Origin of the sequence: Pleionea sediminis, assembly GCF_007570825.1 — a bacterium.
Taxonomy (GTDB): domain Bacteria; phylum Pseudomonadota; class Gammaproteobacteria; order Enterobacterales; family Kangiellaceae; genus Pleionea; species Pleionea sediminis.
Map to the genome: position 1 here is coordinate 1,527,635 of NZ_SUNB01000001.1, position 21,338 is coordinate 1,548,972.

22 protein-coding genes are annotated in these 21,338 nt (G+C 40.2%); 4 read left to right on the plus strand and 18 right to left on the minus strand.

Annotation, left to right across the window (positions count from 1 at the left end; genetic code table 11):
• Positions 1 to 109 precede the first annotated feature (109 nt).
• The 13 genes from FAX86_RS06200 to mnmG form a co-directional block, all read right to left on the minus strand.
• Complete coding sequence (locus tag FAX86_RS06200; RefSeq protein ID WP_144392470.1) at positions 110 to 535, minus strand: F0F1 ATP synthase subunit epsilon; 426 nt, start codon at positions 533 to 535, stop codon at positions 110 to 112.
• A gap of 25 nt (positions 536 to 560) precedes the next feature.
• The gene (atpD, locus tag FAX86_RS06205; RefSeq protein WP_144392471.1) at positions 561 to 1,937 is read right to left on the minus strand and encodes a F0F1 ATP synthase subunit beta; all 1,377 of its coding nucleotides are present in this window, start codon (positions 1,935 to 1,937) and stop codon (positions 561 to 563) included.
• Positions 1,938 to 1,979: 42 nt separating this feature from the next.
• On the minus strand, positions 1,980 to 2,840 hold the full coding sequence (gene atpG, locus FAX86_RS06210) for a F0F1 ATP synthase subunit gamma (RefSeq protein WP_144392472.1): 861 nt from the start codon (positions 2,838 to 2,840) through the stop codon (positions 1,980 to 1,982).
• A 63-nt stretch (positions 2,841 to 2,903) separates the two neighbouring features.
• Entirely contained in the window at positions 2,904 to 4,445 is a 1,542-nt protein-coding gene (atpA, locus tag FAX86_RS06215) for a F0F1 ATP synthase subunit alpha (protein WP_246128552.1), read from the minus strand.
• Between the two features lie 20 nt (positions 4,446 to 4,465).
• Entirely contained in the window at positions 4,466 to 5,002 is a 537-nt protein-coding gene (locus tag FAX86_RS06220) for a F0F1 ATP synthase subunit delta (protein ID WP_144392474.1), read from the minus strand.
• A 12-nt stretch (positions 5,003 to 5,014) separates the two neighbouring features.
• Complete coding sequence (locus tag FAX86_RS06225) at positions 5,015 to 5,485, minus strand: F0F1 ATP synthase subunit B (protein ID WP_144392475.1); 471 nt, start codon at positions 5,483 to 5,485, stop codon at positions 5,015 to 5,017.
• Positions 5,486 to 5,533: 48 nt separating this feature from the next.
• The gene (atpE, locus tag FAX86_RS06230; protein ID WP_144392476.1) at positions 5,534 to 5,794 is read right to left on the minus strand and encodes a F0F1 ATP synthase subunit C; all 261 of its coding nucleotides are present in this window, start codon (positions 5,792 to 5,794) and stop codon (positions 5,534 to 5,536) included.
• A gap of 58 nt (positions 5,795 to 5,852) precedes the next feature.
• Positions 5,853 to 6,704, minus strand: a complete 852-nt coding sequence (gene atpB / locus FAX86_RS06235) for a F0F1 ATP synthase subunit A (protein WP_144392477.1) — start codon at positions 6,702 to 6,704, stop codon at positions 5,853 to 5,855.
• Between the two features lie 25 nt (positions 6,705 to 6,729).
• On the minus strand, positions 6,730 to 7,110 hold the full coding sequence (locus tag FAX86_RS06240) for an ATP synthase subunit I (protein WP_144392478.1): 381 nt from the start codon (positions 7,108 to 7,110) through the stop codon (positions 6,730 to 6,732).
• A gap of 327 nt (positions 7,111 to 7,437) precedes the next feature.
• Complete coding sequence (locus FAX86_RS06245; protein ID WP_246128507.1) at positions 7,438 to 8,346, minus strand: ParB/RepB/Spo0J family partition protein; 909 nt, start codon at positions 8,344 to 8,346, stop codon at positions 7,438 to 7,440.
• Positions 8,347 to 8,361: 15 nt separating this feature from the next.
• Positions 8,362 to 9,156, minus strand: a complete 795-nt coding sequence (locus FAX86_RS06250; RefSeq protein ID WP_144392480.1) for a ParA family protein — start codon at positions 9,154 to 9,156, stop codon at positions 8,362 to 8,364.
• A gap of 8 nt (positions 9,157 to 9,164) precedes the next feature.
• Positions 9,165 to 9,806 carry a 16S rRNA (guanine(527)-N(7))-methyltransferase RsmG gene (gene rsmG, locus FAX86_RS06255; RefSeq protein WP_144392481.1) on the minus strand — a complete coding sequence of 214 codons (642 nt, stop codon included), beginning with the start codon at positions 9,804 to 9,806 and terminating at the stop codon, positions 9,165 to 9,167.
• The gene (mnmG, locus tag FAX86_RS06260; RefSeq protein ID WP_144392482.1) at positions 9,806 to 11,695 is read right to left on the minus strand and encodes a tRNA uridine-5-carboxymethylaminomethyl(34) synthesis enzyme MnmG; all 1,890 of its coding nucleotides are present in this window, start codon (positions 11,693 to 11,695) and stop codon (positions 9,806 to 9,808) included. The genes rsmG and mnmG overlap by 1 nt, the downstream gene beginning before the upstream one ends.
• Positions 11,696 to 11,859: 164 nt before the next feature.
• On the opposite strand from mnmG, the gene FAX86_RS06265 reads away from it, so the two are divergent.
• On the plus strand, positions 11,860 to 13,095 hold the full coding sequence (locus FAX86_RS06265; RefSeq protein WP_144392483.1) for a hypothetical protein: 1,236 nt from the start codon (positions 11,860 to 11,862) through the stop codon (positions 13,093 to 13,095).
• A gap of 1 nt (position 13,096) precedes the next feature.
• Here the strand turns inward: FAX86_RS06265 and mnmE are convergent, their stop codons facing one another.
• Genes mnmE through rpmH form a run of 5 tightly spaced genes read right to left on the minus strand, consistent with a single transcriptional unit; the run spans position 13,097 to position 16,966 of the window.
• The gene (gene mnmE / locus FAX86_RS06270) at positions 13,097 to 14,455 is read right to left on the minus strand and encodes a tRNA uridine-5-carboxymethylaminomethyl(34) synthesis GTPase MnmE (RefSeq protein WP_144392484.1); all 1,359 of its coding nucleotides are present in this window, start codon (positions 14,453 to 14,455) and stop codon (positions 13,097 to 13,099) included.
• 12 nt (positions 14,456 to 14,467) lie between these two features.
• Positions 14,468 to 16,162 carry a membrane protein insertase YidC gene (gene yidC / locus FAX86_RS06275; RefSeq protein ID WP_144392485.1) on the minus strand — a complete coding sequence of 565 codons (1,695 nt, stop codon included), beginning with the start codon at positions 16,160 to 16,162 and terminating at the stop codon, positions 14,468 to 14,470.
• 13 nt (positions 16,163 to 16,175) lie between these two features.
• Complete coding sequence (gene yidD / locus FAX86_RS06280) at positions 16,176 to 16,430, minus strand: membrane protein insertion efficiency factor YidD (protein WP_144392486.1); 255 nt, start codon at positions 16,428 to 16,430, stop codon at positions 16,176 to 16,178.
• Positions 16,415 to 16,789, minus strand: a complete 375-nt coding sequence (gene rnpA / locus FAX86_RS06285) for a ribonuclease P protein component (RefSeq protein ID WP_144392487.1) — start codon at positions 16,787 to 16,789, stop codon at positions 16,415 to 16,417. The genes yidD and rnpA overlap by 16 nt, the downstream gene beginning before the upstream one ends.
• A 42-nt stretch (positions 16,790 to 16,831) precedes the next feature.
• Positions 16,832 to 16,966: a 50S ribosomal protein L34 gene (gene rpmH, locus FAX86_RS06290; protein ID WP_109764645.1), complete on the minus strand. Its 135-nt coding sequence runs from the start codon at positions 16,964 to 16,966 to the stop codon at positions 16,832 to 16,834.
• Positions 16,967 to 17,704: 738 nt separating this feature from the next.
• On the opposite strand from rpmH, the gene dnaA reads away from it, so the two are divergent.
• From dnaA to recF, 3 genes are read left to right on the plus strand one after another with little or no spacing between them, the layout of a single operon-like run.
• Positions 17,705 to 19,081 (plus strand): chromosomal replication initiator protein DnaA, encoded by a 1,377-nt coding sequence (gene dnaA / locus FAX86_RS06295; protein ID WP_425467773.1) that lies wholly within the window; start codon positions 17,705 to 17,707, stop codon positions 19,079 to 19,081.
• 16 nt (positions 19,082 to 19,097) lie between these two features.
• Entirely contained in the window at positions 19,098 to 20,204 is a 1,107-nt protein-coding gene (dnaN, locus tag FAX86_RS06300) for a DNA polymerase III subunit beta (RefSeq protein WP_144392489.1), read from the plus strand.
• A 12-nt stretch (positions 20,205 to 20,216) separates the two neighbouring features.
• Positions 20,217 to 21,323, plus strand: coding sequence for a DNA replication/repair protein RecF (recF, locus tag FAX86_RS06305; RefSeq protein WP_144392490.1), 1,107 nt, complete (start codon positions 20,217 to 20,219; stop codon positions 21,321 to 21,323).
• Positions 21,324 to 21,338 lie beyond the last annotated feature (15 nt).

The window sequence follows — 21,338 nt, forward strand, 5'->3', positions numbered from 1 at the left end:
CGTTATCTTGCCTCATCCCTCAAATAAATGGAATAGGGCACAAGCAAGACAACCAAAAAAGGGAGGCGAGCCTCCCTTAAATTGGACTGTGAAAAGATATATATATCCTTTATTTACCTGCTTTTTTGCGAATAGCTTGCAAAGTACGTAACTGTGCCGCGGCTTCAGCAAGTTCTGCTGCAGCTTTAGAGTACTCAATCTCAGCGGATTGATCGCTCAACGCTTGGCGAGCAGCTTTTTGTGCGTCAAGAGCAGCAGCTTCGTCGACGTCGTTCGCACGGACAGCAGTATCCGCTAGTACAGTCACTACATGAGGCTGCACCTCCAGCATGCCGCCGGAAACATAATAAAACTCTTCGTCGCCACCATGCTTTGTTACTTTCACCGGCCCTGGTTTCAGGGTAGTTAAAAGAGGAGCGTGACCAGGTGCAATACCCAGTTCACCCAATTCCCCTTGCGCAACAAGCATGTCCACCGTGCCGGAGAAAATTTCTTCTTCGGCACTGACGATATCGAGATGAAACGTATATGGCATTTTCTTCATCCCTTCAAATTAAGTCTTAAAGACTTTTCGCTTTTTCAACTGCTTCTTCAATACTTCCTACCATGTAGAAAGCCTGTTCTGGCAGATGATCGTATTCACCATTTAAGATGCCTTTAAAGCCACTGATAGTTTCTTTCAGTGGTACGTATTTTCCTGGTGCACCAGTAAATACTTCGGCAACGAAGAATGGTTGAGATAGGAAACGTTGAATCTTACGAGCACGCGCAACCACTTGCTTGTCTTCTTCACTTAACTCATCCATACCCAAAATGGCGATGATGTCTTTCAATTCTTTGTAACGCTGAAGAACTGACTGAACGCCACGAGCTACGTCATAATGCTCTTGACCAATAACAAGTGGGTCAAGTTGACGAGATGTAGAATCAAGTGGGTCAACCGCAGGATAAATACCTAACTCAGCAATTTGACGAGAAAGTACAACAGTTGCATCTAAGTGAGCAAATGTAGTTGCTGGAGATGGATCCGTTAAGTCATCTGCAGGTACATATACCGCTTGAATCGAGGTGATCGATCCCGTTTTAGTCGAGGTAATACGTTCCTGAAGAACACCCATTTCTTCAGCAAGTGTTGGCTGATATCCGACCGCAGAAGGCATACGACCAAGAAGAGCCGATACCTCTGTTCCTGCTAGAGTGTAACGATAGATGTTATCGATGAACAATAATACGTCTCTACCTTCGTCACGGAATTTTTCAGCCATGGTCAAACCCGTTAAGGCAACTCGCAATCTATTTCCGGGTGGTTCATTCATCTGACCATAAACCAAAGATACTTTGTCGATTACGTTAGAATCGGTCATTTCGTGATAGAAGTCGTTTCCTTCACGAGTACGCTCACCAACACCGGCAAATACAGAATAACCCGAATGCTCAATCGCAATATTACGGATTAATTCCATCATGTTTACGGTTTTACCAACACCAGCTCCACCGAATAGACCGACTTTACCACCTTTCGCAAACGGACATACTAAGTCAATAACTTTGATACCTGTTTCCAAAAGTTCGTTGGTAGCGGCTTGCTCTTCATAAGAAGGCGCTTTCCGATGAATAGACATACGCTCTTGTTCACCAATATCGCCTTTTTCATCGATAGGATTACCAAGAACATCCATAATGCGTCCAAGAGTTTCTTTTCCTACTGGTACCTGAATTGGAGCACCTGTATTTGAAACTTCCATTCCGCGCTTCATACCGTCTGATGAACCCATCGCAATACAACGTACAACACCGTCACCGAGTTGCTGTTGAACTTCAAGAACGATCTCACTACCGCCCACATTCAACGCGTCATATACTTTGGGTACATTGTCACGTGGAAATTCCACGTCGATTACCGCACCGATAATTTCAACAATGTTACCACTGCTCATATCACAGTCCTCTTAACCAAATTTAATTCTTCTGCTGACCTACTAAACTGCTGCTGCACCGGCAACGATCTCAGAAAGCTCTTGAGTGATCGCTGCTTGACGCGCTTTGTTGTAAACCAGTTGCAATTCGTCTATCAAATCACCAGCATTATCTGATGCTGCTTTCATTGCTACCATTCGTGCTGCTTGCTCACATGCAATGTTGTCAACAACACCTTGGTAAACCTGAGACTCAATGTACCGCGTTAATAAAACTTCTAATAAAGCTTTTGCATCAGGTTCATAAATGTAATCCCAATGATGCTTTAACTCATCATCTTCACTTGGGACAATCGGTAGCAATTGGTTGACCTCAGGTTGCTGAGTCATGGTATTTACAAAGTCATTTTGGGCCATAAATATCCGATCAATTCGACCTTCATTGTAGGCATCCAACATCACTTTAACTGCACCAATTAAATCACTCACTTGAGGTGCGTCGCCTAATGTAGTCGCTTGAGCAACTACATTACCGCCAAACCGCTTAAAGAAGCTTAATGCTTTTGAGCCAATCAAACACAAATCAATTTCTACACCTTGATCATGCCATTGTTTCATTTCCGTCATGGCTTTTTTGAACAGGTTAATGTTCAAGCCACCACAAAGACCTCGGTCTGTCGAAACAATAATGAAGCCGACTCGTTTAGCTTCTCTTTCTGTCATAAACGCGTGCTGGTACTCAGTATTACCATGAGCCAAATGGCCAATTACACTGCGAATACGTTTGGCGTAAGGACGAGTAGCGGCCATGCGATCTTGTGCTTTACGCATTTTACTGGCAGCTACCATTTCCATGGCACTGGTGATTTTTTGGGTGTTTTTGATACTCCCAATTTTCGTTCTAATCTCTTTAGCGCCGGCCATAATCTTTTCCTATATCTCTCAAACAATAAATTAAAGGAGGCAAATAGGCCTCCGACAATTCAATTACCAAGTTTGAGTTGATTTGAACTTAGTGACAGCTTCTTCTAATGCCGCTGCGATCTCATCATCAAAACCAGCAGTGTCATTAATCTTGTCCATCAAGTCTTTATGTTGATTATTCATATAATCAATCAACGCTGACTCAAAATCGCCAATCTTGTCCAACTCAACATCTTTCAAGTGGCCTTTTTCCGCAGAGTATAGAGAAACACCCATTTCAGCGACAGACATAGGAGAGTACTGAGCTTGTTTCATCAATTCAGTAACACGTTGACCATGCTCTAACTGAGCTCGAGTCGCTTCATCAAGATCAGAAGCGAATTGAGCAAATGCTGCAAGTTCACGATACTGGGCTAGCGCAAGACGAATACCGCCACCAAGCTTTTTGATGATTTTTGTTTGAGCTGCACCACCAACACGAGAAACAGATAGACCGGCATTAACCGCAGGACGTATGCCTGAGTTAAACAAGTCAGTTTCAAGGAATATTTGTCCATCAGTAATCGAAATTACGTTTGTCGGTACGAATGCAGATACATCACCAGCTTGCGTTTCGATAATTGGTAGGGCGGTTAATGAACCTGTTTGTCCTTTAACTTCACCGTTAGTAATTTTCTCGACGTGCTCGGCGTTAATTCGAGCAGCTCGCTCAAGTAAACGAGAGTGCAAATAGAAAACATCACCAGGATAAGCTTCTCGACCAGGAGGACGACGAAGTAACAATGAAATTTGTCGATAAGCCCAAGCTTGCTTCGTTAAATCATCATATACGATTAACGCATCTTCACCTCGGTCCCGGAAATACTCACCCATCGAACAACCTGCAAATGGAGCAATATATTGTAAAGCAGCTGCATCAGATGCACCGGCCGCTACAACAACGGTATGTTCCATTGCTCCATGTTCTTCTAGCTTACGAACGATACCAGAAATTGTTGATGCTTTTTGACCAACAGCAACGTAGATACATTTAACACCTGTACCTTTCTGATTAATGATCGCATCGATGGCGATAGCCGTTTTACCAGTTTGACGGTCACCAATGATTAACTCTCGCTGGCCTCGGCCAACTGGAATCATCGCATCGATAGACTTAATACCTGTTTGAACAGGTTGATCAACTGACTGACGTGAAATAACACCGGGAGCAACTTTCTCTACTGGAGAATTCGTTGCACCTTCGATAGGGCCTTTGCCGTCAATTGGATTACCCAATGCATCGACAACACGACCTAACATGCATTCTCCGGTCGGAACTTCAAGAATACGACCTGTACATTTCGCTTTTTGACCTTCAGAAATTCCTGAATAATCGCCTAGCACAACGGCACCGACTGAATCTCGCTCAAGGTTAAGAGCAAGACCATATTTGCCGCCAGGTAATTCGATCATTTCGCCTTGCATAGCATCCGCAAGGCCATGAATTTTTAAAATACCGTCAGAAACGCTGACGATAGTGCCTTCATTACGAGCTTCAGAAACAACTTCAAATTCATTAATCCGTTGTTTAATTAACTCGCTAATTTCAGATGGATTCAGTTGCATACTCATGCTCTGGATTCCTTTTATACTTTCAGCGTCTCTGACAATTTGGCAAGCTTACCGCGTACCGAACCGTCAATGACCATATCTTCAGCTTCGATGACCAGGCCACCCAGTAAATCAGAATCAACTGTAACGTCGATATTGACCTGTCGCCCTAATTTTGAAGCCAGCTTCTGTTTTAACTTATCTTGTTGCTCAGCTGTCAGTTCAGCAGCAGAAGTTACATGAGCTTCAATCGTTTTTTCAAACTCAGCTTTCAAGAACTCATATATTTCTGCGATTTGTGGCAACGCCAATAAGCGGTTATTTTCGGACAAGATTTTTAAGAAATTTTGCCCTTGAGCATCCAGTTTGCTTTCACAAACTTTCAACATGGCGTCACGTTGTTGCTCTTTCGTTAAATGCGGGCTATTCAATAGCATCTGCATTTGCTCGTCGGCAACAACAGCGGCTGCAAAACCAATCATATCGGACCAATTGGTTAACGCATTGCCCGCCATAGCATGCTCAAATGCCGCTTTGGCATAAGGTCTCGCTACTGTGGTAAATTCAGCCATGGTCCACCCTTATTAAAGTTCTGCGACCAGCTTTTCAACAATGTCGTTTTGAGCTGCAGCATCAATGTTACGTTCAAGAATCTTCTCAGCACCAGCAACTGCAAGAGTTGCTAACTGCGCACGTAAGTGTTCACGCGCTCGATTAACTTCTTGTTCGATTTCGGCTTGAGCGCCTTTTTTGATTTTCTCGGCTTCAGAACGTGCGTCATCTTTAGCAGTCTCAACAACTTCAGAATGACGTTTCTTAGCCTGATCAATCAGCTCAGCAGCTTCTGCCTTTGCATCTTTAAGAATTTGCGCAGCTTTTTCTTTCGCAAGTTCTAAATCATGAGCGCCTTTTTCAGAGGCTGCTAAGCCCTCTGCGATTTTACCTTGACGCTCAGTGATCGCTGTTTCTAGCAAAGGCCAAACGAATTTCATTGTGAACCAAACAAACGCAATAAAAGCGATTGTTTGTACGATTATCGTTGCATTCGGTTCCACTATAAAACTCCTATATATGTCTTATTCAACGGACTGCGGAGTTATCGCTTAGGCACCTTGGAATTGAGCAATGAAGGGATTAGCGAAGGTGAAGAACAACGCAATACCAACACCGATCATCGCTACCGCATCAAGAAGACCAACGACGATGAACATTTTAACTTGAAGCATAGGTGCAAGCTCTGGCTGACGAGCAGCACTCTCTAGGAATTTACCACCTAAAAGACCCATACCGATACCAACGCCTAATGCGCCTAAACCGATCAGGATAGCTACTGCGATTGCGGTAAAGCCGATTACTGTTTCCATTATTTTCTCCTACTAAAAGGTATATTGATGTTTAAAACTAAAAGTAAAATCTAAAAACCTAGTGATCTTCGTGTGCCAAGCTTAAGTAAACGATAGTTAGCATCATGAATATGAAAGCCTGAAGCGTAATTACCAAAATATGGAAAACAGCCCAGACAAAATGAAGCAGTGCACCGAAGATACCTAGAGAAGCACCACCGAACCCATCGAAAGTTCCTGCATACATCAAAGCAATCAAAATGAAGATTAACTCGCCTGCGTACATGTTACCGAACAATCGAAGTGATAAAGAAACAGGTTTTGCCAGAAGAGCAACACCTTCTAATATGAAGTTAAAAGGAATCGCAATCGGGTGATTGAATGGGTTAAGAGTCAACTCTTTAGTAAAACCACCGATGCCTTTAATTTTTATGCTGAAGAAGACAATCAAAATAAAGACTGAAATGGACATTGCGAAAGTAGCATTAACATCGGTTGTCGGTACAACCTTCAAGTAATCGATACCCATTAAACCGGCCAATCCGGGCAACCAGTCAACCGGAATTAAATCCATAAAGTTCATTAAAAATACCCAGACAAAAATTGCCATACCCAAAGGTGCTATCAGGTTGCTTTTGCCATGAAAAGTATCTTTAACGTTTGAATCTACGAAATCGTAAACAATTTCAACAAAGGACTGCCATTTTCCAGGAACGCCTTGAGTCGCTTTCTTTGCAACACTGCGGAACAGCCATAAGAATAAGATACCAAGGAAAACTGAGAAGAAAATGGTATCAATGTTAAAAGTCCAAAAGTTACCTTTGCATTCCATGTTTTCCATGGTGTTCCATACCCAACCATTTTCAGTTGAGCACACTTGAAGATTTTGCAAATGGTGCTTGATATAACCTGAACTGCTTTCTGCGCTCATATTCTCTTCCGCATTCGAAGTTTAGTTACGTCGTCTTAACTAGAAAGGGCGCTATCATTTGACCTGTGACAGCGACCATAAAACCGATAAGACTTGCTGCTGCCGATACAGGCAACGTTTTTAATACAACCACAAACAACACCACTGCCAGGAGAATTTTAATGGCTTCTCCTTTATAAAACCCATGCAAAACCTTACGAGATTGCTGAGCACCAGAGTGTTGAAAAACGATATAAACAAACAATAGAGATGGGATAATGCTGATCATTCCACCAGCAAATATCGATAAAGATATTTTTAACCCCCAAAACAAAGCGATTATCGATGCCAGAACTACTAGAGCAAACTGAAAAGCTAAGGCTCGATAGGCGATTGATTGTCCTTTTTTTGTCATCGATTGCGACATTCAATCGGCCTGCTTATTATTTGTTTATCGCTTTATCAACTGAGAATAATTCTCAATTGATTATAAAAATTCCGGCAAATTATAGATTTTTAAAGACGCCAGTTCAACCGAAAAAGGAAAGGGGTATTAAAGTAACAGGCGATTATGCACGATGTGACTAGAGTCAAACTGAGATACATCGATAACATATCAACATGTGGTGTTTCTGATCGAGTTGTACTCGAGATGTAGGTTCGTTGAACAACTAAACTTTTTCTGGAACAAGAGTACCTAAATCAAAAATCCAATCAACAAATGCCTAAAGTTTATACAGTAAAATTTGGTGAGCTAAGAAAATTCTTCTTTTAAGCCCATTTGCTCAAGTATTCCATCGAGCTCATCAAGGCTGTTATAGCTTAAAACCAATTTACCTTTACCTTTCGGAGAATGCTGCAACGTTGCTGGAGCTCCAAACTTGTCCGTAATTTTTTGTTCAAGTGAAGAAATATGAGGATCTTCTTCTTTGACAGGATTATTAACCTTAATAGGATTGAGTGTTTTACGTACTAACTTTTCAGTTTCTCGAACAGTGAGACCTTTAGCGACAACTACTCTCGCAATATCAGACTGTTGTTGTTTATCCAAAGAGAGTAGCGAACGGGCATGTCCCATTTCTATGTCGCCACGTTCAAGTAGCGTTTTACATTGCTCATTCAAGTGCAGTAATCGTAATAAATTGGTAACTGTTGTTCGACTTTTTCCAACCGCATCCGCCGCTTGTTGATGGGTTAAACCGAACTCATCCATCAACCTTTGTAATGCTGTAGCTTCTTCGATGGCATTTAAATCTTCACGCTGAATATTTTCGATAAGCGCCATCGCTATTGCGGCTTCATCAGGAACATCTTTAACGAGAGCAGGAACACTATCTAACTTGGCTATTTGAGCCGCACGCCAACGTCGTTCTCCAGCAATTATTTCAAATTTATTCGAGCCTACCGCTCGGACGACTATGGGCTGAATAACACCTTGCGCTTTAATAGACTCAGCTAATTCCTCAAGGGCCTCATCGGTCATAATCTTTCGAGGCTGGTATTGTCCAGGCTGCAAAAACTCAATAGGAAGTTTTCTTAATTCTCCCTTTATGTCATCCTTTTCAGTTGCCGCTTCAGTGTTACTCGAAGAATCTGATGATTTGTTTTCGGCTATCTTTTTACTGATAAAAGCGTCCAAACCACGACCGAGTCTTTTACTCATGATGATTTCCTAAAATTATTGAGCTGCAACCGCAGGGGGAGTTTTTTGTTCTTGTCGTCGAATCATTTCTCCAGCAAGTGCCAGATAACACTTTGCTCCAGAAGACAAGCGATCATATTGCAAAGCAGGCATCCCATAACTCGGTGCTTCAGCTAATCTAACGTTCCTTGGGATTACACTGCGATAAACTTTCTCACCGAAATATTCGTGAAGTTGATTTGAAACCTCTGTCGCTAGTCGGTTTCGGGGATCATACATGGTACGTAAGATTCCTTCGATTTCTAATTCGGGATTTACATGTTCGATAATCTGCTGAATCGTTTCCATTAAAGACGAAATCCCCTCCAATGCGTAATATTCGCATTGCATTGGTATCAGAACTGAATTCGCAGCCACTAGAGCATTCACCGTTAACATATTCAACGAAGGAGGACAGTCAATAAAAATATAATCGTAGCGACTGGAAATTTCAGATAACGCTTTTTTCAATCTGGATTCTTTATCTTCCAGTTCCATGAGGTGAACATCAGCTGCCGATAAATCGCCATTTGCGGCTAACAAATCAAAGCCACCGTTTTCCGCTCGTTGAACGACATCGGTTGCTTTTAAATCGCCCAACAAAACATCCAAAACATTCTTCTCTTGTTGGTTTTTATCGACACCACAACCACTCGTAGCATTACCTTGAGGATCTAAATCAACCAGTAGCACGTTACGTTTAGTCGCAACCAGGGATGCAGCTAAATTAATGCTAGTCGTTGTCTTACCAACGCCGCCTTTTTGATTGGTGATTGCTATGATTCTTGCCACTATGAACCTCAATATTCGCTGATGCTATCTTTTTTCTTTAATGTCACCAAGTGTCGCTCGGCTCTTAAGTTAGGAACATCCAACCGATCAATCGAAACCACCTCTATATTTTCAGGTAATTTGGCTAGCTCCTCAACAGGATCTTCGCCTTTCATAGCCTGCCAAACACCATTTTTAGCAAGAAGATGGTCCGTCAATCCAATCATTTTATCCAAACTAGCGAATGCTCGGCTAACTATTACATCGAATGGTCTTTCAGGTTGCCATTCTTCTACTCGACTGTCTAGCACTGACACTCGCTTAAAATCCATCTCAAACACTAACTGTTTGAGGTAACGCGTTTTTTTTCCGTTACTATCGAGTAAAAAAAAGTCTCTTTCCGGAAATAAAATCGACAGAGGAATACCAGGAAACCCAGGTCCGGTGCCAACATCTAAAACAACACCAGGATTTAAATGGTTCGCAATGGAAAGCGAATCGAGCAGGTGAGTAATCACCATTTGTTCAGGCTCTCGAATCGCTGTTAAGTTATAAGCTTTATTCCATTTGATGAGCATTTCAATAATCTGATAAAACTGTGATAATTGGTGCTCACTAACACTCAAACCCAAAGTTTTTACACCTTGGGCGATTTTTTCTTGCAAATTCATCAAGCAGATTTTCTCAGCAAATTACGTTTTTTCAAATAAACCAGTATTAAAGAAATCGCTGCCGGAGTAACCCCTGATATACGTGAAGCCTGGCCAACCGTTTCTGGCTTAAACTGCTGTAACTTTTGCACCACTTCAGACGATAAACCTTTAATATCACTGTAATCTAAATTGTCAGCTAAAGGCGCATTTTCGTAGCGCAAACTGCGGTCGATTTCTTCTTTTTGACGTGAAATATAACCCGCATATTTCGCATCAACTTCAACCTGAAATGCCACTTGTGGATCTTGCACGCCAGGTCCAATCCCTTCAATTGCAACCAAGTCAGAGTAAGTAAGCTCCGGTCGCTTTAATAGATCCATTAGGCGGGCTTCACGACTCAAAGGCTTTTCAATATGTTGCTCTAGCGCTTTCGCCTGTTCGCTTCCAACTTGAATAAATTGTTTATTAAATCGTTCTTTTTCAGATTTTATGTTGTCGATCTTTTCACTAAACAAAGACCAACGATGATCATCGACTAAACCAAGGTTACGACCGATTTCAGTCAATCTTTGATCCGCATTATCCTCTCTCAAAAGCAGTCGATATTCTGCTCTCGAGGTGAACATTCGGTAAGGCTCTTTGGTACCAGAAGTGATTAAATCGTCAACTAAAACACCTAGATAGGCTTGATCGCGACGCGGTGACCAAGCGTCTTTTTCCTGCGCTTGCAACGAAGCATTAAGACCCGCAAGTAAACCTTGCGCTGCAGCTTCTTCGTACCCGGTAGTTCCATTGATTTGTCCGGCAAAAAATAACCCGGAGACAAACTTGGTTTCGAGCGTATTCTTTAAGTCTCGAGGATCAAAAAAGTCATATTCAATGGCGTAACCAGGTCGAGTTATGAAAGCATTTTCAAATCCTTTAATTGAACGCACAAAGTCTAACTGAACATCAAAAGGTAAACTTGTTGAGATACCATTGGGATACACCTCATGAGTACTCAGTCCTTCAGGTTCTACAAATATTTGATGAGATGATTTATCAGCAAATCGCATGATTTTATCTTCTATAGAGGGACAATACCTGGGACCAACGCCCTCTATTTCACCTGAATACATAGGCGATCGATCTAAACCACCTCGGATAACATCGTGAGTTTTTTCGTTTGTGTGAGTTATCCAGCAATTCACTTGCTTAGGGTGATCAGATTGCGAACCGATAAAAGAGAATACTGGAGTTGGCTCATCACCTGGCTGAGCTTCTAATTGCGTAAAATCGATACTTTTCGCATCAATTCGCGGTGGAGTACCGGTTTTTAGGCGATCAACGCGAAAGGGTAATTCTCTCAGTCTGTTAGCCAGAGCAATCGATGGTGGATCTCCAGCTCGACCGCCACTGTGATTTTGCAATCCAATGTGAATAACTCCGCCAAGAAAAGTTCCCGTCGTCAGAACAACTGACCGAGCGTAAAAATCTAGCCCCATTTGGGTTTTTACACCCACGACTCGATCATTCTCGATAATAATATCATCGGCAGCTTGTTGGAATATTTTCAAATTCTGCTGATTTTCAAGCGCTTCACGAATAGCAGCTTTGTACAAGGCTCTATCAGCCTGACCACGTGTCGCTCTTACAGCTGGGCCTTTAGAAGCATTTAAGGTTCGAAATTGGATGCCACCTTTATCGATGGCTGTCGCCATTATTCCACCTAATGCATCCACTTCTTTTACTAAATGGCCTTTACCAATACCACCAATAGCGGGATTACAACTCATTTGACCTAATGTTTCGATATTATGTGTCAAAAGGAGTGTTTTAGATCCCATGCGAGCAGCAGCCAGTGCGGCTTCAGTACCAGCATGGCCACCACCTATAACAATCACATCAAACTGCTCTGCGAATCGCATTTAACTGCTCACTTCAATAAGAGGGGCGCCGATTTTACCTGACTTTGCCTAAATTTTGAACGTCGTCTAAACATTTAATGCGTTTATCTGCTATAAAGTAGGATAAGCTATTGATTTTTATATCGTATATTAACTCAGAAAATAATTAAATTAGGATCAGGTAGATGTTCAAAAAGCTGTTTAAGGTACTGCTTTTAATTGCGTTGATAATATTTCTCGCTGGTTACTTAGGATTGCAACAATTGGGCAGCCTGATCAACACCGCAGTTAAAGAATTACCACCAGAATATCTCTTTACTCATGAAGAGCACTTTCTTAATTCCAAAGGAAATGTTGTTCTAACGAACATTAAATTGAGTCATGGCCAGTACGGCCAATTAATGACTGCCGATAAACTCGAGTTTACGCCGGATAAACTAACTTCACTGTTGGATTTAGAAGAAAATATCATTCTTAGCTTATACCTACCTAAAGGCGATTTTCAACTGTCTGGAGTAACGATACCTGTAAGTTCTCTTGCAAATACCCTACGAGCTCCCAGTCAATTGAGACTGCTGCAAATTTTTGCAGCAGGTTGTGGAGATAAAAACGACTTTAAATTTAGTGACCTACTTTATAACGATATTACAGAGTTAAATGGTGAACTAGAGTTAAAGTTCGACTTTGATTCTATTGCTGAAAATCTGGAGGTTCAAAGTAGCTTGAAGTTACACGACTTTGCTTCCTTTGAATGGCAGTTTGAGTTTAACGATGTGAGACCTACCAGTGATAAATCTCCTTATCTAGTTTACGGTCAGTGGATTATTTTTAATCCTAAGTTTTTATCCATAAGGGACAAGTATTGTGCGTATTTGAACGATCAACCCATAGAGCTTTATAAAAAGCAACACTATCAGTCACTACTGGAGTTATTCAAAGAAAGGAAGATTGTTGCGAGTGAGGAACTAAAAGAGAAATATCAGCAGTTTATTCAAACACCTGAAAATTTAGCTTTTACACTGAACCCTTTAACTGGAATAAGACTTAATGAATACCAGGATTTAAATCTAGCAGCCTTCATTGACAAATTAGGTGTTTCGATAAATATCAATGGTCGAGCCGTCGAATCGATCATCGACCGAAGTAAAACGGATTTGGAAGAAGCTTCAAAGAATGAATCGGAAGTTATTGAAGATTCAAAGCCCAAAAGAGATATTATTTATTCGCCATCGTTATCACAGTTAAGAGCACTTATTGGCGAACGCATAATGTTAATGGATGAAAATAGAAAAGAGTTCATAGGAAAAATTAAATCTGTCTCTCGATATACGGTAAAACTAGAAATAAGAGAGTCTGGTGGTTTTGCTGAAGTTCGGTTTAGACCATCTCAAGTAAAAGCCGTAGAGAAATTAAAGAAGTAAACTATTTACCAATACAGAAACTCGAAAAAATGCGTCCCAGTAAATCATCGGCGGTAAACTCCCCGGTGATTTCTGCTAGGGCGTTTTGTGCGCTCCGTAGCTCTTCAGCGACCAATTCACCAGCATTCGCGTCTACCAGTTGGCTGATAGCTTGATTGGTATGTTGCTCAGCTTTCGAAATCGCTTCTAAGTGTCTACGCCGTGCAATAAATATATTATTGCCCGTCGATTCAAAACCCATACATTCCTTCAAGTGCTGCTTAAGCTCAGATATACCTTCACCCGTTTTTGCGCTAATTTTTATTGCAGCTTCGAAGTCCGAAGAAATATTAATCGACTTTTCGGCAATATCACATTTATTAATTATTAAAGTAATCGGGGGAACACGACTGATGTTAGATGACAAATGATTAATTACATTAGCACCAATATCATTAACGTCGCTTTCAGTAATATCAATCACTAATAACAAACGATCGGCTTGCTCGATTTCTCGCCAAGCCCTTTCAATTCCAATCTTCTCTACTTTATCGCCTGACTCACGTAATCCAGCCGTATCGATAATATGTAGTGGCATCCCGTCAATGTGAATATGTTCTCGCAAAACATCCCTTGTCGTGCCAGGAATGTCGGTAACGATCGCACTTTCTTTTTCTGCCAAAGCATTTAATAGACTCGATTTTCCAGCGTTAGGTTTTCCCGCAAGTACGACACTCATTCCATCACGCAATAAAGCACCTTGTTGTGCTTGCTTCTGTAATTCAGAAATGGAGGAGTGCATTGCTCGAAGGTCAGCCTCAACTTTTCCATCGGATAAAAAATCAATTTCCTCTTCCGGAAAATCAATGGCGGCTTCAACATACAATCTAAGCTGTATCAATTCCTCCACTAAAGCATTAACTCGCTTGGAGAAATCTCCCTGGAGACTTTTAAGAGCACTTTTAGCGGCCTGTTCCGAAGACGCTTCTATCAGATCGCTAATGGCTTCAGCTTGAGCTAAGTCGATTTTATCATTCAAAAAAGCACGTTCAGAAAATTCTCCTGGTCGCGCAATACGAGCACCCAGTTTAACAATCTGTCGAATTAAAATATCAAGAACAACAGGGCCACCATGTCCTTGAAACTCGACAACATCCTCACCCGTAAATGAGTGTGGATTTTCAAAAAAGATCACTATTCCCTGATCAATAACCTCATTATTGTCTAGCAAAAAGTCACAATAATGCGCTTTTCTTGGCTTCGGTTGAAATCCGGCTATTGATTGTGCGATGGATAAAGAAAGAGGACCAGAAACACGAATAATTCCAACTCCACCTCGACCAGGTGGAGTTGATAATGCGACGATAGTATCTTGACTCACAAACGTATTCCGTTAGACCTTCTTTTTGGTCGCGTATTCTTTTTCGATTTTGTTTGTAATATAAAGCTGTTGTGCGATCGACAACAAGTTATTAACAAGCCAATAAAGGACAAGACCAGCAGGGAAAAACATGAAAAATACAGTCATCATGAGCGGCAAAAACTGCATAATTTTCTGCTGCATTGGATCCATTGTAGCAGCAGTAGGTTGAAGTTTTTGCATTGCCCACATTGAAGCACCCATTAGGATTGGTAAAATATAAAACGGATCTTTTGCAGAAAGATCCGTTATCCATAGCATGAAAGGAGCGTGTCTAATTTCGTAACTTTCTAAAAGAACCCAATACAATGCCAAAAATACTGGCATTTGAATTAAGAGAGGCAAGCAGCCGCCCATTGGATTTACTTTTTCCTTTTTGTACAGTTCCATCATCGCCATTGACATTTTCTGGCGATCTTCACCATAACGTTCTTTGAGTTGTTGGAGCTTTGGAGCAAGCATTCTCATTTTGGCAAAAGAGCGGTACTGAGCGCTGGCTAGAGGATAAAGTAGAACTTTGACGAAAATAGTGACCAAAATAATCGATACACCCCAGTTACCAACCAATCCGTGAAACATAGTAAGTAACCAAAAAATTGGCTGACCAATCCACCAAAAAATCCAATAGTCGACAGTTAAATCAAGGCCTTCAGCCAATTGGGCCAAGTCATCTTGATCTTTCGGTCCAACAAATAACTTTCCAGAAATCTCTGCTTTTTCACCTGGCCCAACTTTAACCCAATCTTGTAAAACACGAACCACAGCCAAATTGGTACCCGATTTGATAAACGTTCTTATTTCATTAACTTTGGTTTGCTCAGGAACCCAGGCCGCTACAAAGTAATGTTGTAAAAACGCAATCCAACCTCCTGTAGCCTTTTCTGAGACAGGTGAATCAACCATATCGTCAAAATCATGTTTGACGTAATTACTCTCATCATTAGAGAAAGCGGCCCCAGTATAGGCTTGAATTCCAAAACCACTACTCTCAGAATTGCTGACATACTGATCTCGAATCAGCTCATTCATCATTTTGAAATACAATTTATTCTGACTCGTATTGTTAACGACATAACGGACATCAATGTCGTAAGCACCATTATTAAGAGTAAATATTTTAGAGAACTCCACCCCAGACTCATTTGTCCACAGTAAAGTAAGTTGAGTTCCAGAATCAGTGTCAGCTATTTCTTTAACTTTATAAACGGCTCGAAAAGATTTTTGATCCGGAGAATCTTCACCTAAAAGTGCGCTTTTCGCAAAAAACGTGCGTCCGTTTTCTTTAGTTAATAGAGTTACTTTGTCGGACTCATCTTTAAGCTTTTTGTTAAATTTCAATAATTTCGCAAATACAACATCCCCACCATGGGTATCCACTTGTATCTCAAGGACATCATTCGCAATTTTGATTAACTCTCCCTTAGTTGAGCTTTGAGGAGACTTTTGCCCATGCTTCACCTCGGGTATATCAGAAGCATCTACGGATTGTGATGTCTCTGTAATACCGCCATTAGGCTCAATATCAGGGATACCACTATTGTCAATTTCTTGCTGAGAAACTTCTTGAGAAGGTAATTGCTTGGGAGGAAAATCAGTTTGCCATTGTTGGTAAAGTAAAAAAGTAATAAATGCTAAGGCTAAAAGTAGAATGCCGCGTGAAGATTCCATATTTTTTCTTTCTCTATTCTGAATTCTTTTGTTGTTTATCACTATGCCAGTGAAATGTTTCAGGCACAGGATCAGTTCCTCCCTCATTAAGAGGGTGGCAGCGTAATATCCGCCTTATCGACAGCCAGCTTCCTTTTAGGATACCAAAACGTTCTAAAGCCGTAATAGCGTACTCAGAACAACTTGGACTGAATCGACAATTTTGTCCAAGTAAAACGCTTAAAGTTTTCTGGTACAGTCGAATGATAAGAATCAGCAATTTTCGCATAATTTACGCGCTTTTCGCCAGACATGTTGTAAAGCAGAATCAATTTCTGCCCGACTCATATCATTAATTGCTCTTTTAACCATCACAACAAAATCACAATTGGGTAAGTTATGTTGGTTAGTACGGAATGACTCTCGAATTTTACGCTTAATTAGATTGCGATCAACGGCAAGTTTGACCTGCTTTTTGGCGATAGCCAATCCTAATCTAGGAGAAGAAGATAAGTTTGCTCTTGAAAGGACAGTAAAGGCCCGATTGCCGATTCTTACTGGTTTATCAAAGACAAAAGAAAAATCAGACGCTTTTAAAAGACGAAGCTCTCGCGAAAACGATAATGAGTCCGAGTTTGAACTCACCATATGTTTTGCAAGAGCCTACGTTTATTCTGACTTTCGACTGGCTTAAGCGCTAAGGACCTTACGACCTTTGGCACGCCGACGCGCTAGAACAGCCCGTCCATTTTTAGTCGCCATTCGCGCACGAAAACCGTGTGTACGCTTACGCTTTAAGTTACTTGGTTGAAATGTACGTTTCATCGTAAAAACCCGCGGTTACAAAATTAAAACTTAAGTTTACTCTCAAAAGAGGGTGCGAAATTTTATCTGAACCACGGGCGTAGATCAATCAAATAATGATCAATTAAGAACTACCTACGCAATCACAATTCAATAGATCACTATATAGCCTAAAACAAATTCTTAGAACCCCAAAATGTTGGGGTATATCACAAATACTGTGGATAAAAAAAAATGCTGATCAACACCAAAATAGTCGAAATAACGTCAATTTCACAAAATATGATCCAATCAATACAAAAAGGAAAATCAAGTACTACACACAAACAATTCACAGCCCACTTTATATTTAAAAATATAATAAATATAAAAAGATCTTATAAGATCTATTATTAGTCTTCCTAATATCTGTTAATAACTCAATAAAAGGTATTTAAAATAGTAAGTTATGCACTTAGTAAGTATATGAATAAAGACCCAATAAGTCGCTTATAAAAAATGTATAAAACTTGGATAAATAGATCATTAGAAAAGAATCTATATTTATACACAACAAAACTACATAAAGTTGATCAATTTAATAAAAATTCAGCTTCTTTTTGCTATAAGTGTTTAAAAATCATCCTGATCCATTTTCTTGAAAAAAGATCAATAGGAAAAAATAAATTGTGGAAAAGTGTTGGATCAACTCAAGATTTCGATCTACACTTCCCAGTCCACACAGAAAAAGAAAAAATCGTTCATTCGAGGCATATCATTTTGGAACTTGAGCACTGGCAATATTGTGCAAAAAAATTAAAAGACGAGTTAGCACCGACTCAATTCAATACATGGATCCGTCCTTTAAAAGTCTCAGAAGATCAAGAGTTAATTACAGTAAGCGCTCCGAATAGGTTTGTTTTAGATTGGGTGCGTGAAAACTATTTGAATAAAATCAATAATTTACTAGAAGATATTGATAACAACAATGACCCTAAAAGAATCAAGTTAGTAATTAACGGTAATTCTAGGGCTCCACAATTTTCGCAAAATCAAACGACTCAAGTTGCAAAACCAGCAAGAGTTCAAAATAGAAGCATTCGAGCCAACGAACCTAAAAAGGTAGAAATTGAACACCGTTCTAACTTGAACCCTAGTTTTAGCTTTAAAAAGTTTGTAGAAGGAAAATCAAATCAATTAGCGACTGCAGCTGCAAAACAAGTCTCTGAAAATCCAGGTACTGCTTACAATCCGTTGTTTATTTACGGGGGCGTTGGTCTAGGCAAAACTCACTTGATGCACGCGGTTGGAAATTTAATTCTGAATAAAAAACCGAATGGTAAAGTGATTTATCTTCATTCAGAACGTTTTGTTGCAGACATGGTTAAAGCTCTACAAACAAACACGATAGACGAATTTAAACGATATTACCGTTCGGTTGATGCTCTTTTAATCGATGATATACAATTCTTTGCGAATAAAGAACGGTCACAAGAAGAGTTTTTCCATACATTTAATGCATTGCTAGAAGGTAATCAGCAAGTTATATTAACTTGCGATCGATATCCAAAAGAAATAGACGGTGTAGAAGAAAGATTAAAGTCACGTTTTGGTTGGGGTTTAACTGTAGCAATTGAACCTCCCGAATTGGAAACGCGTGTAGCCATTTTAATCTCCAAAGCTGAAGCTTCTGGGATCACTTTAGCAAATGAAGTTGCATTTTTTATAGCAAAGAGAATCCGCTCTAATGTGCGAGAACTCGAGGGAGCTTTAAAGAGGGTTATCGCAAATGCTCAGTTTACGGGTAAACCAATAACCATCGAATTTGTTAAAGAAGCCCTCAGAGACTTAATTGCAGCACAAGATAAACAAATAAGCATTGATAATATACAAAAGACTGTCGCTGAATATTACAAGATAAAAGTGGCAGATCTTCTATCTAAAAGAAGAAGTCGATCAGTTGCTCGACCTCGACAAGTTGCTATGAGCTTGGCAAAAGAACTAACAAATCGGAGTCTTCCTGAAATTGGCGATTCATTTGGTGGAAAAGACCACACGACAGTTTTGCACGCATGTCGTAAAATAAAGGAATTAAAAGAACAAAATATGGATATCGAAGAAGATTATACAAACCTTCTAAGAATCCTAACTAGTTGATAACTAAGGTAAAAATATGAGATTCGCGCTGGAGCAACAAGCCTTGTACGGTCCTCTTCAGTTGGTAAGTGGTGCGGTAGAAAAACGCCAAACATTACCTGTACTAGCTAACGTTTTGTTGCAAGTAGAAGATAGTGTCTTGTCCATTACTGGTACTGATTTAGAAGTCGAAATGGTAGCTAGTATCCCTCTCTCCGAGCCTTCAGAAGTGGGCGAAACGACGGTACCAGCTAAAAAATTATTAGATATTGTCAAAAGCTTGGGAAGTGACGATCGAATTGTATTCGAGCTTCAAGAAAATAAAGTGAAGTTAATGACTCACAAGAGTAAGTTTACATTATCAACTTTAGCTGCCAATGAGTTTCCAAGCCTTGAAGAGTCTCTAGGACTGGCTGATGTAAAGTTAGATGTAGCAAGCTTACGTTCAGTAATTGGCGATACTCAGTTCGCTATGGCGCAGCAAGACGTGCGTTACTATCTAAATGGAATGTTGTTTGACTTTAGCCCAGAGCAAAAGTTAATAGCTGTAGCTACTGATGGTCACAGGTTAGCGATGTCATCGACAGATATAGAGTCTGAAATATCTGAAAGACAACAAGCGATAATTCCTCGCAAAGGTGTAATAGAGTTAAACCGATTTTTATCAAGCGTCGATGAAGAGATACAGCTGCAAATTAGTGGAAATCATATAAAAGCCTCTAGTACTCACTTTTCTTTTACTTCAAAGCTTGTTGACGGTAAGTATCCTGATTATGAAAAGGTATTACCAAAGGGCGGAGATAAGCTTGTAGTGGCAGATAGGGGAAATCTAAGGGATGCTCTACAAAAAGCGTCTATTTTATGTAATGAGAAATTTAGAGGCGTTAGGTTCAATTTGCAAAGCGGTCTTGTAAAAATACACTCAAATAATCCTGAGCAAGAAGAAGCTGAAATCGAACTTGAAGTAGATTATAACGGTACAGAGCTAGAGATCGGGTTTAATGTAAACTATATGCTCGATGTGTTGAATGCCGTATCAAGCGATAACGTTAAGTTAACTTTCTCCGATGCCAATAGTAGTTTGTTGGTCGAAGAAATAGACGGTTCTTCAAGTGTTTACGTAATAATGCCGATGAGGCTGTAAGCAGCCTTCTTAATGTTAATACGTCAGTTGAAGGTGAGAAATGTTCGAAATATTTCTCAAGCTCATCTAGTTTTTGAAAATCGTTTTTCTGTTATTACCGGTGCCAATGGTGCCGGGAAATCGTCAATTTTAGAAGCGCTTTCCCTTTTGTCTAATGGAAAGTCTTTTCGGTCCAATAACGTTAGGTCCTTAGTAAAGCGAGACACAAGCGATCTCACTGTTTTTGTAAATGGTCAGTTCGATGACAGTCTATTTTCAGCGGGAATACAAAAGTCTCTTTCTGGCTTATCACGCGCCAAGATAAATTCTGAGTTAGTAAAGGGCCAATATAAGCTGTCGGAGTTATTACCTATTTTCATCATTGTTCCAGGTTTTTATGATGAGTTGGCTGCAAAAAGGTCTGCTAGATTACGAATTTTAGATTGGGGAGTGTTCCACGTGGAACATTCGTTTTTTGACGTTTGGAAAAACTACAAAAGTTCGTTGAAGCAAAGAAATGCCTTGCTAAAGCTCATTGGAAAGAATAGAGCAGACATTAGAGATTTAGAATTTTGGACTACAAAACTCATAGAATTAGGCGATCAACTCAATAGATTTCGTACGGCCTATTTGGAGTTATTACAGAAATCTTTTCATTCTAATAATGAGGCATTTGAAGAACAGCTTTCTAATTATTCATTGAAGTACAGATTTGGACACTCCAGTGATAAGTCTCTTAGGGAATCCTTAGAAGAAACTTTAGACTCAGATATCAAGCGCGGATTTACTCAAGTAGGACCTCATAGAGGTGATCTTGTCATTCGGTCAGAGAAAGGAAATGCTTTCGATTTTGTTTCTAGAGGTCAGCAAAAGGTTTTGATAAATGCTGTCATGTTAGGCGTTATTAAAGTCTTTTCACAGAATACAAATAAGGAATGTGTCGTGTGCGTTGATGACCTTCCGTCTGAATTGGATAAGGTACATCAAGCCCAATTACTAGAGGCTTTACAGCGACTTAAGAATACACAAATAATCGTTACAGCCATCACAGAAGACTCCCTGCCAGCGACCATTTCGGGGTATAATAGGGACGTGTTTCACGTGGAACATGGCGTGTTTCAAGTGTTAAAAGATTCATAACAACAAAGGTAATTG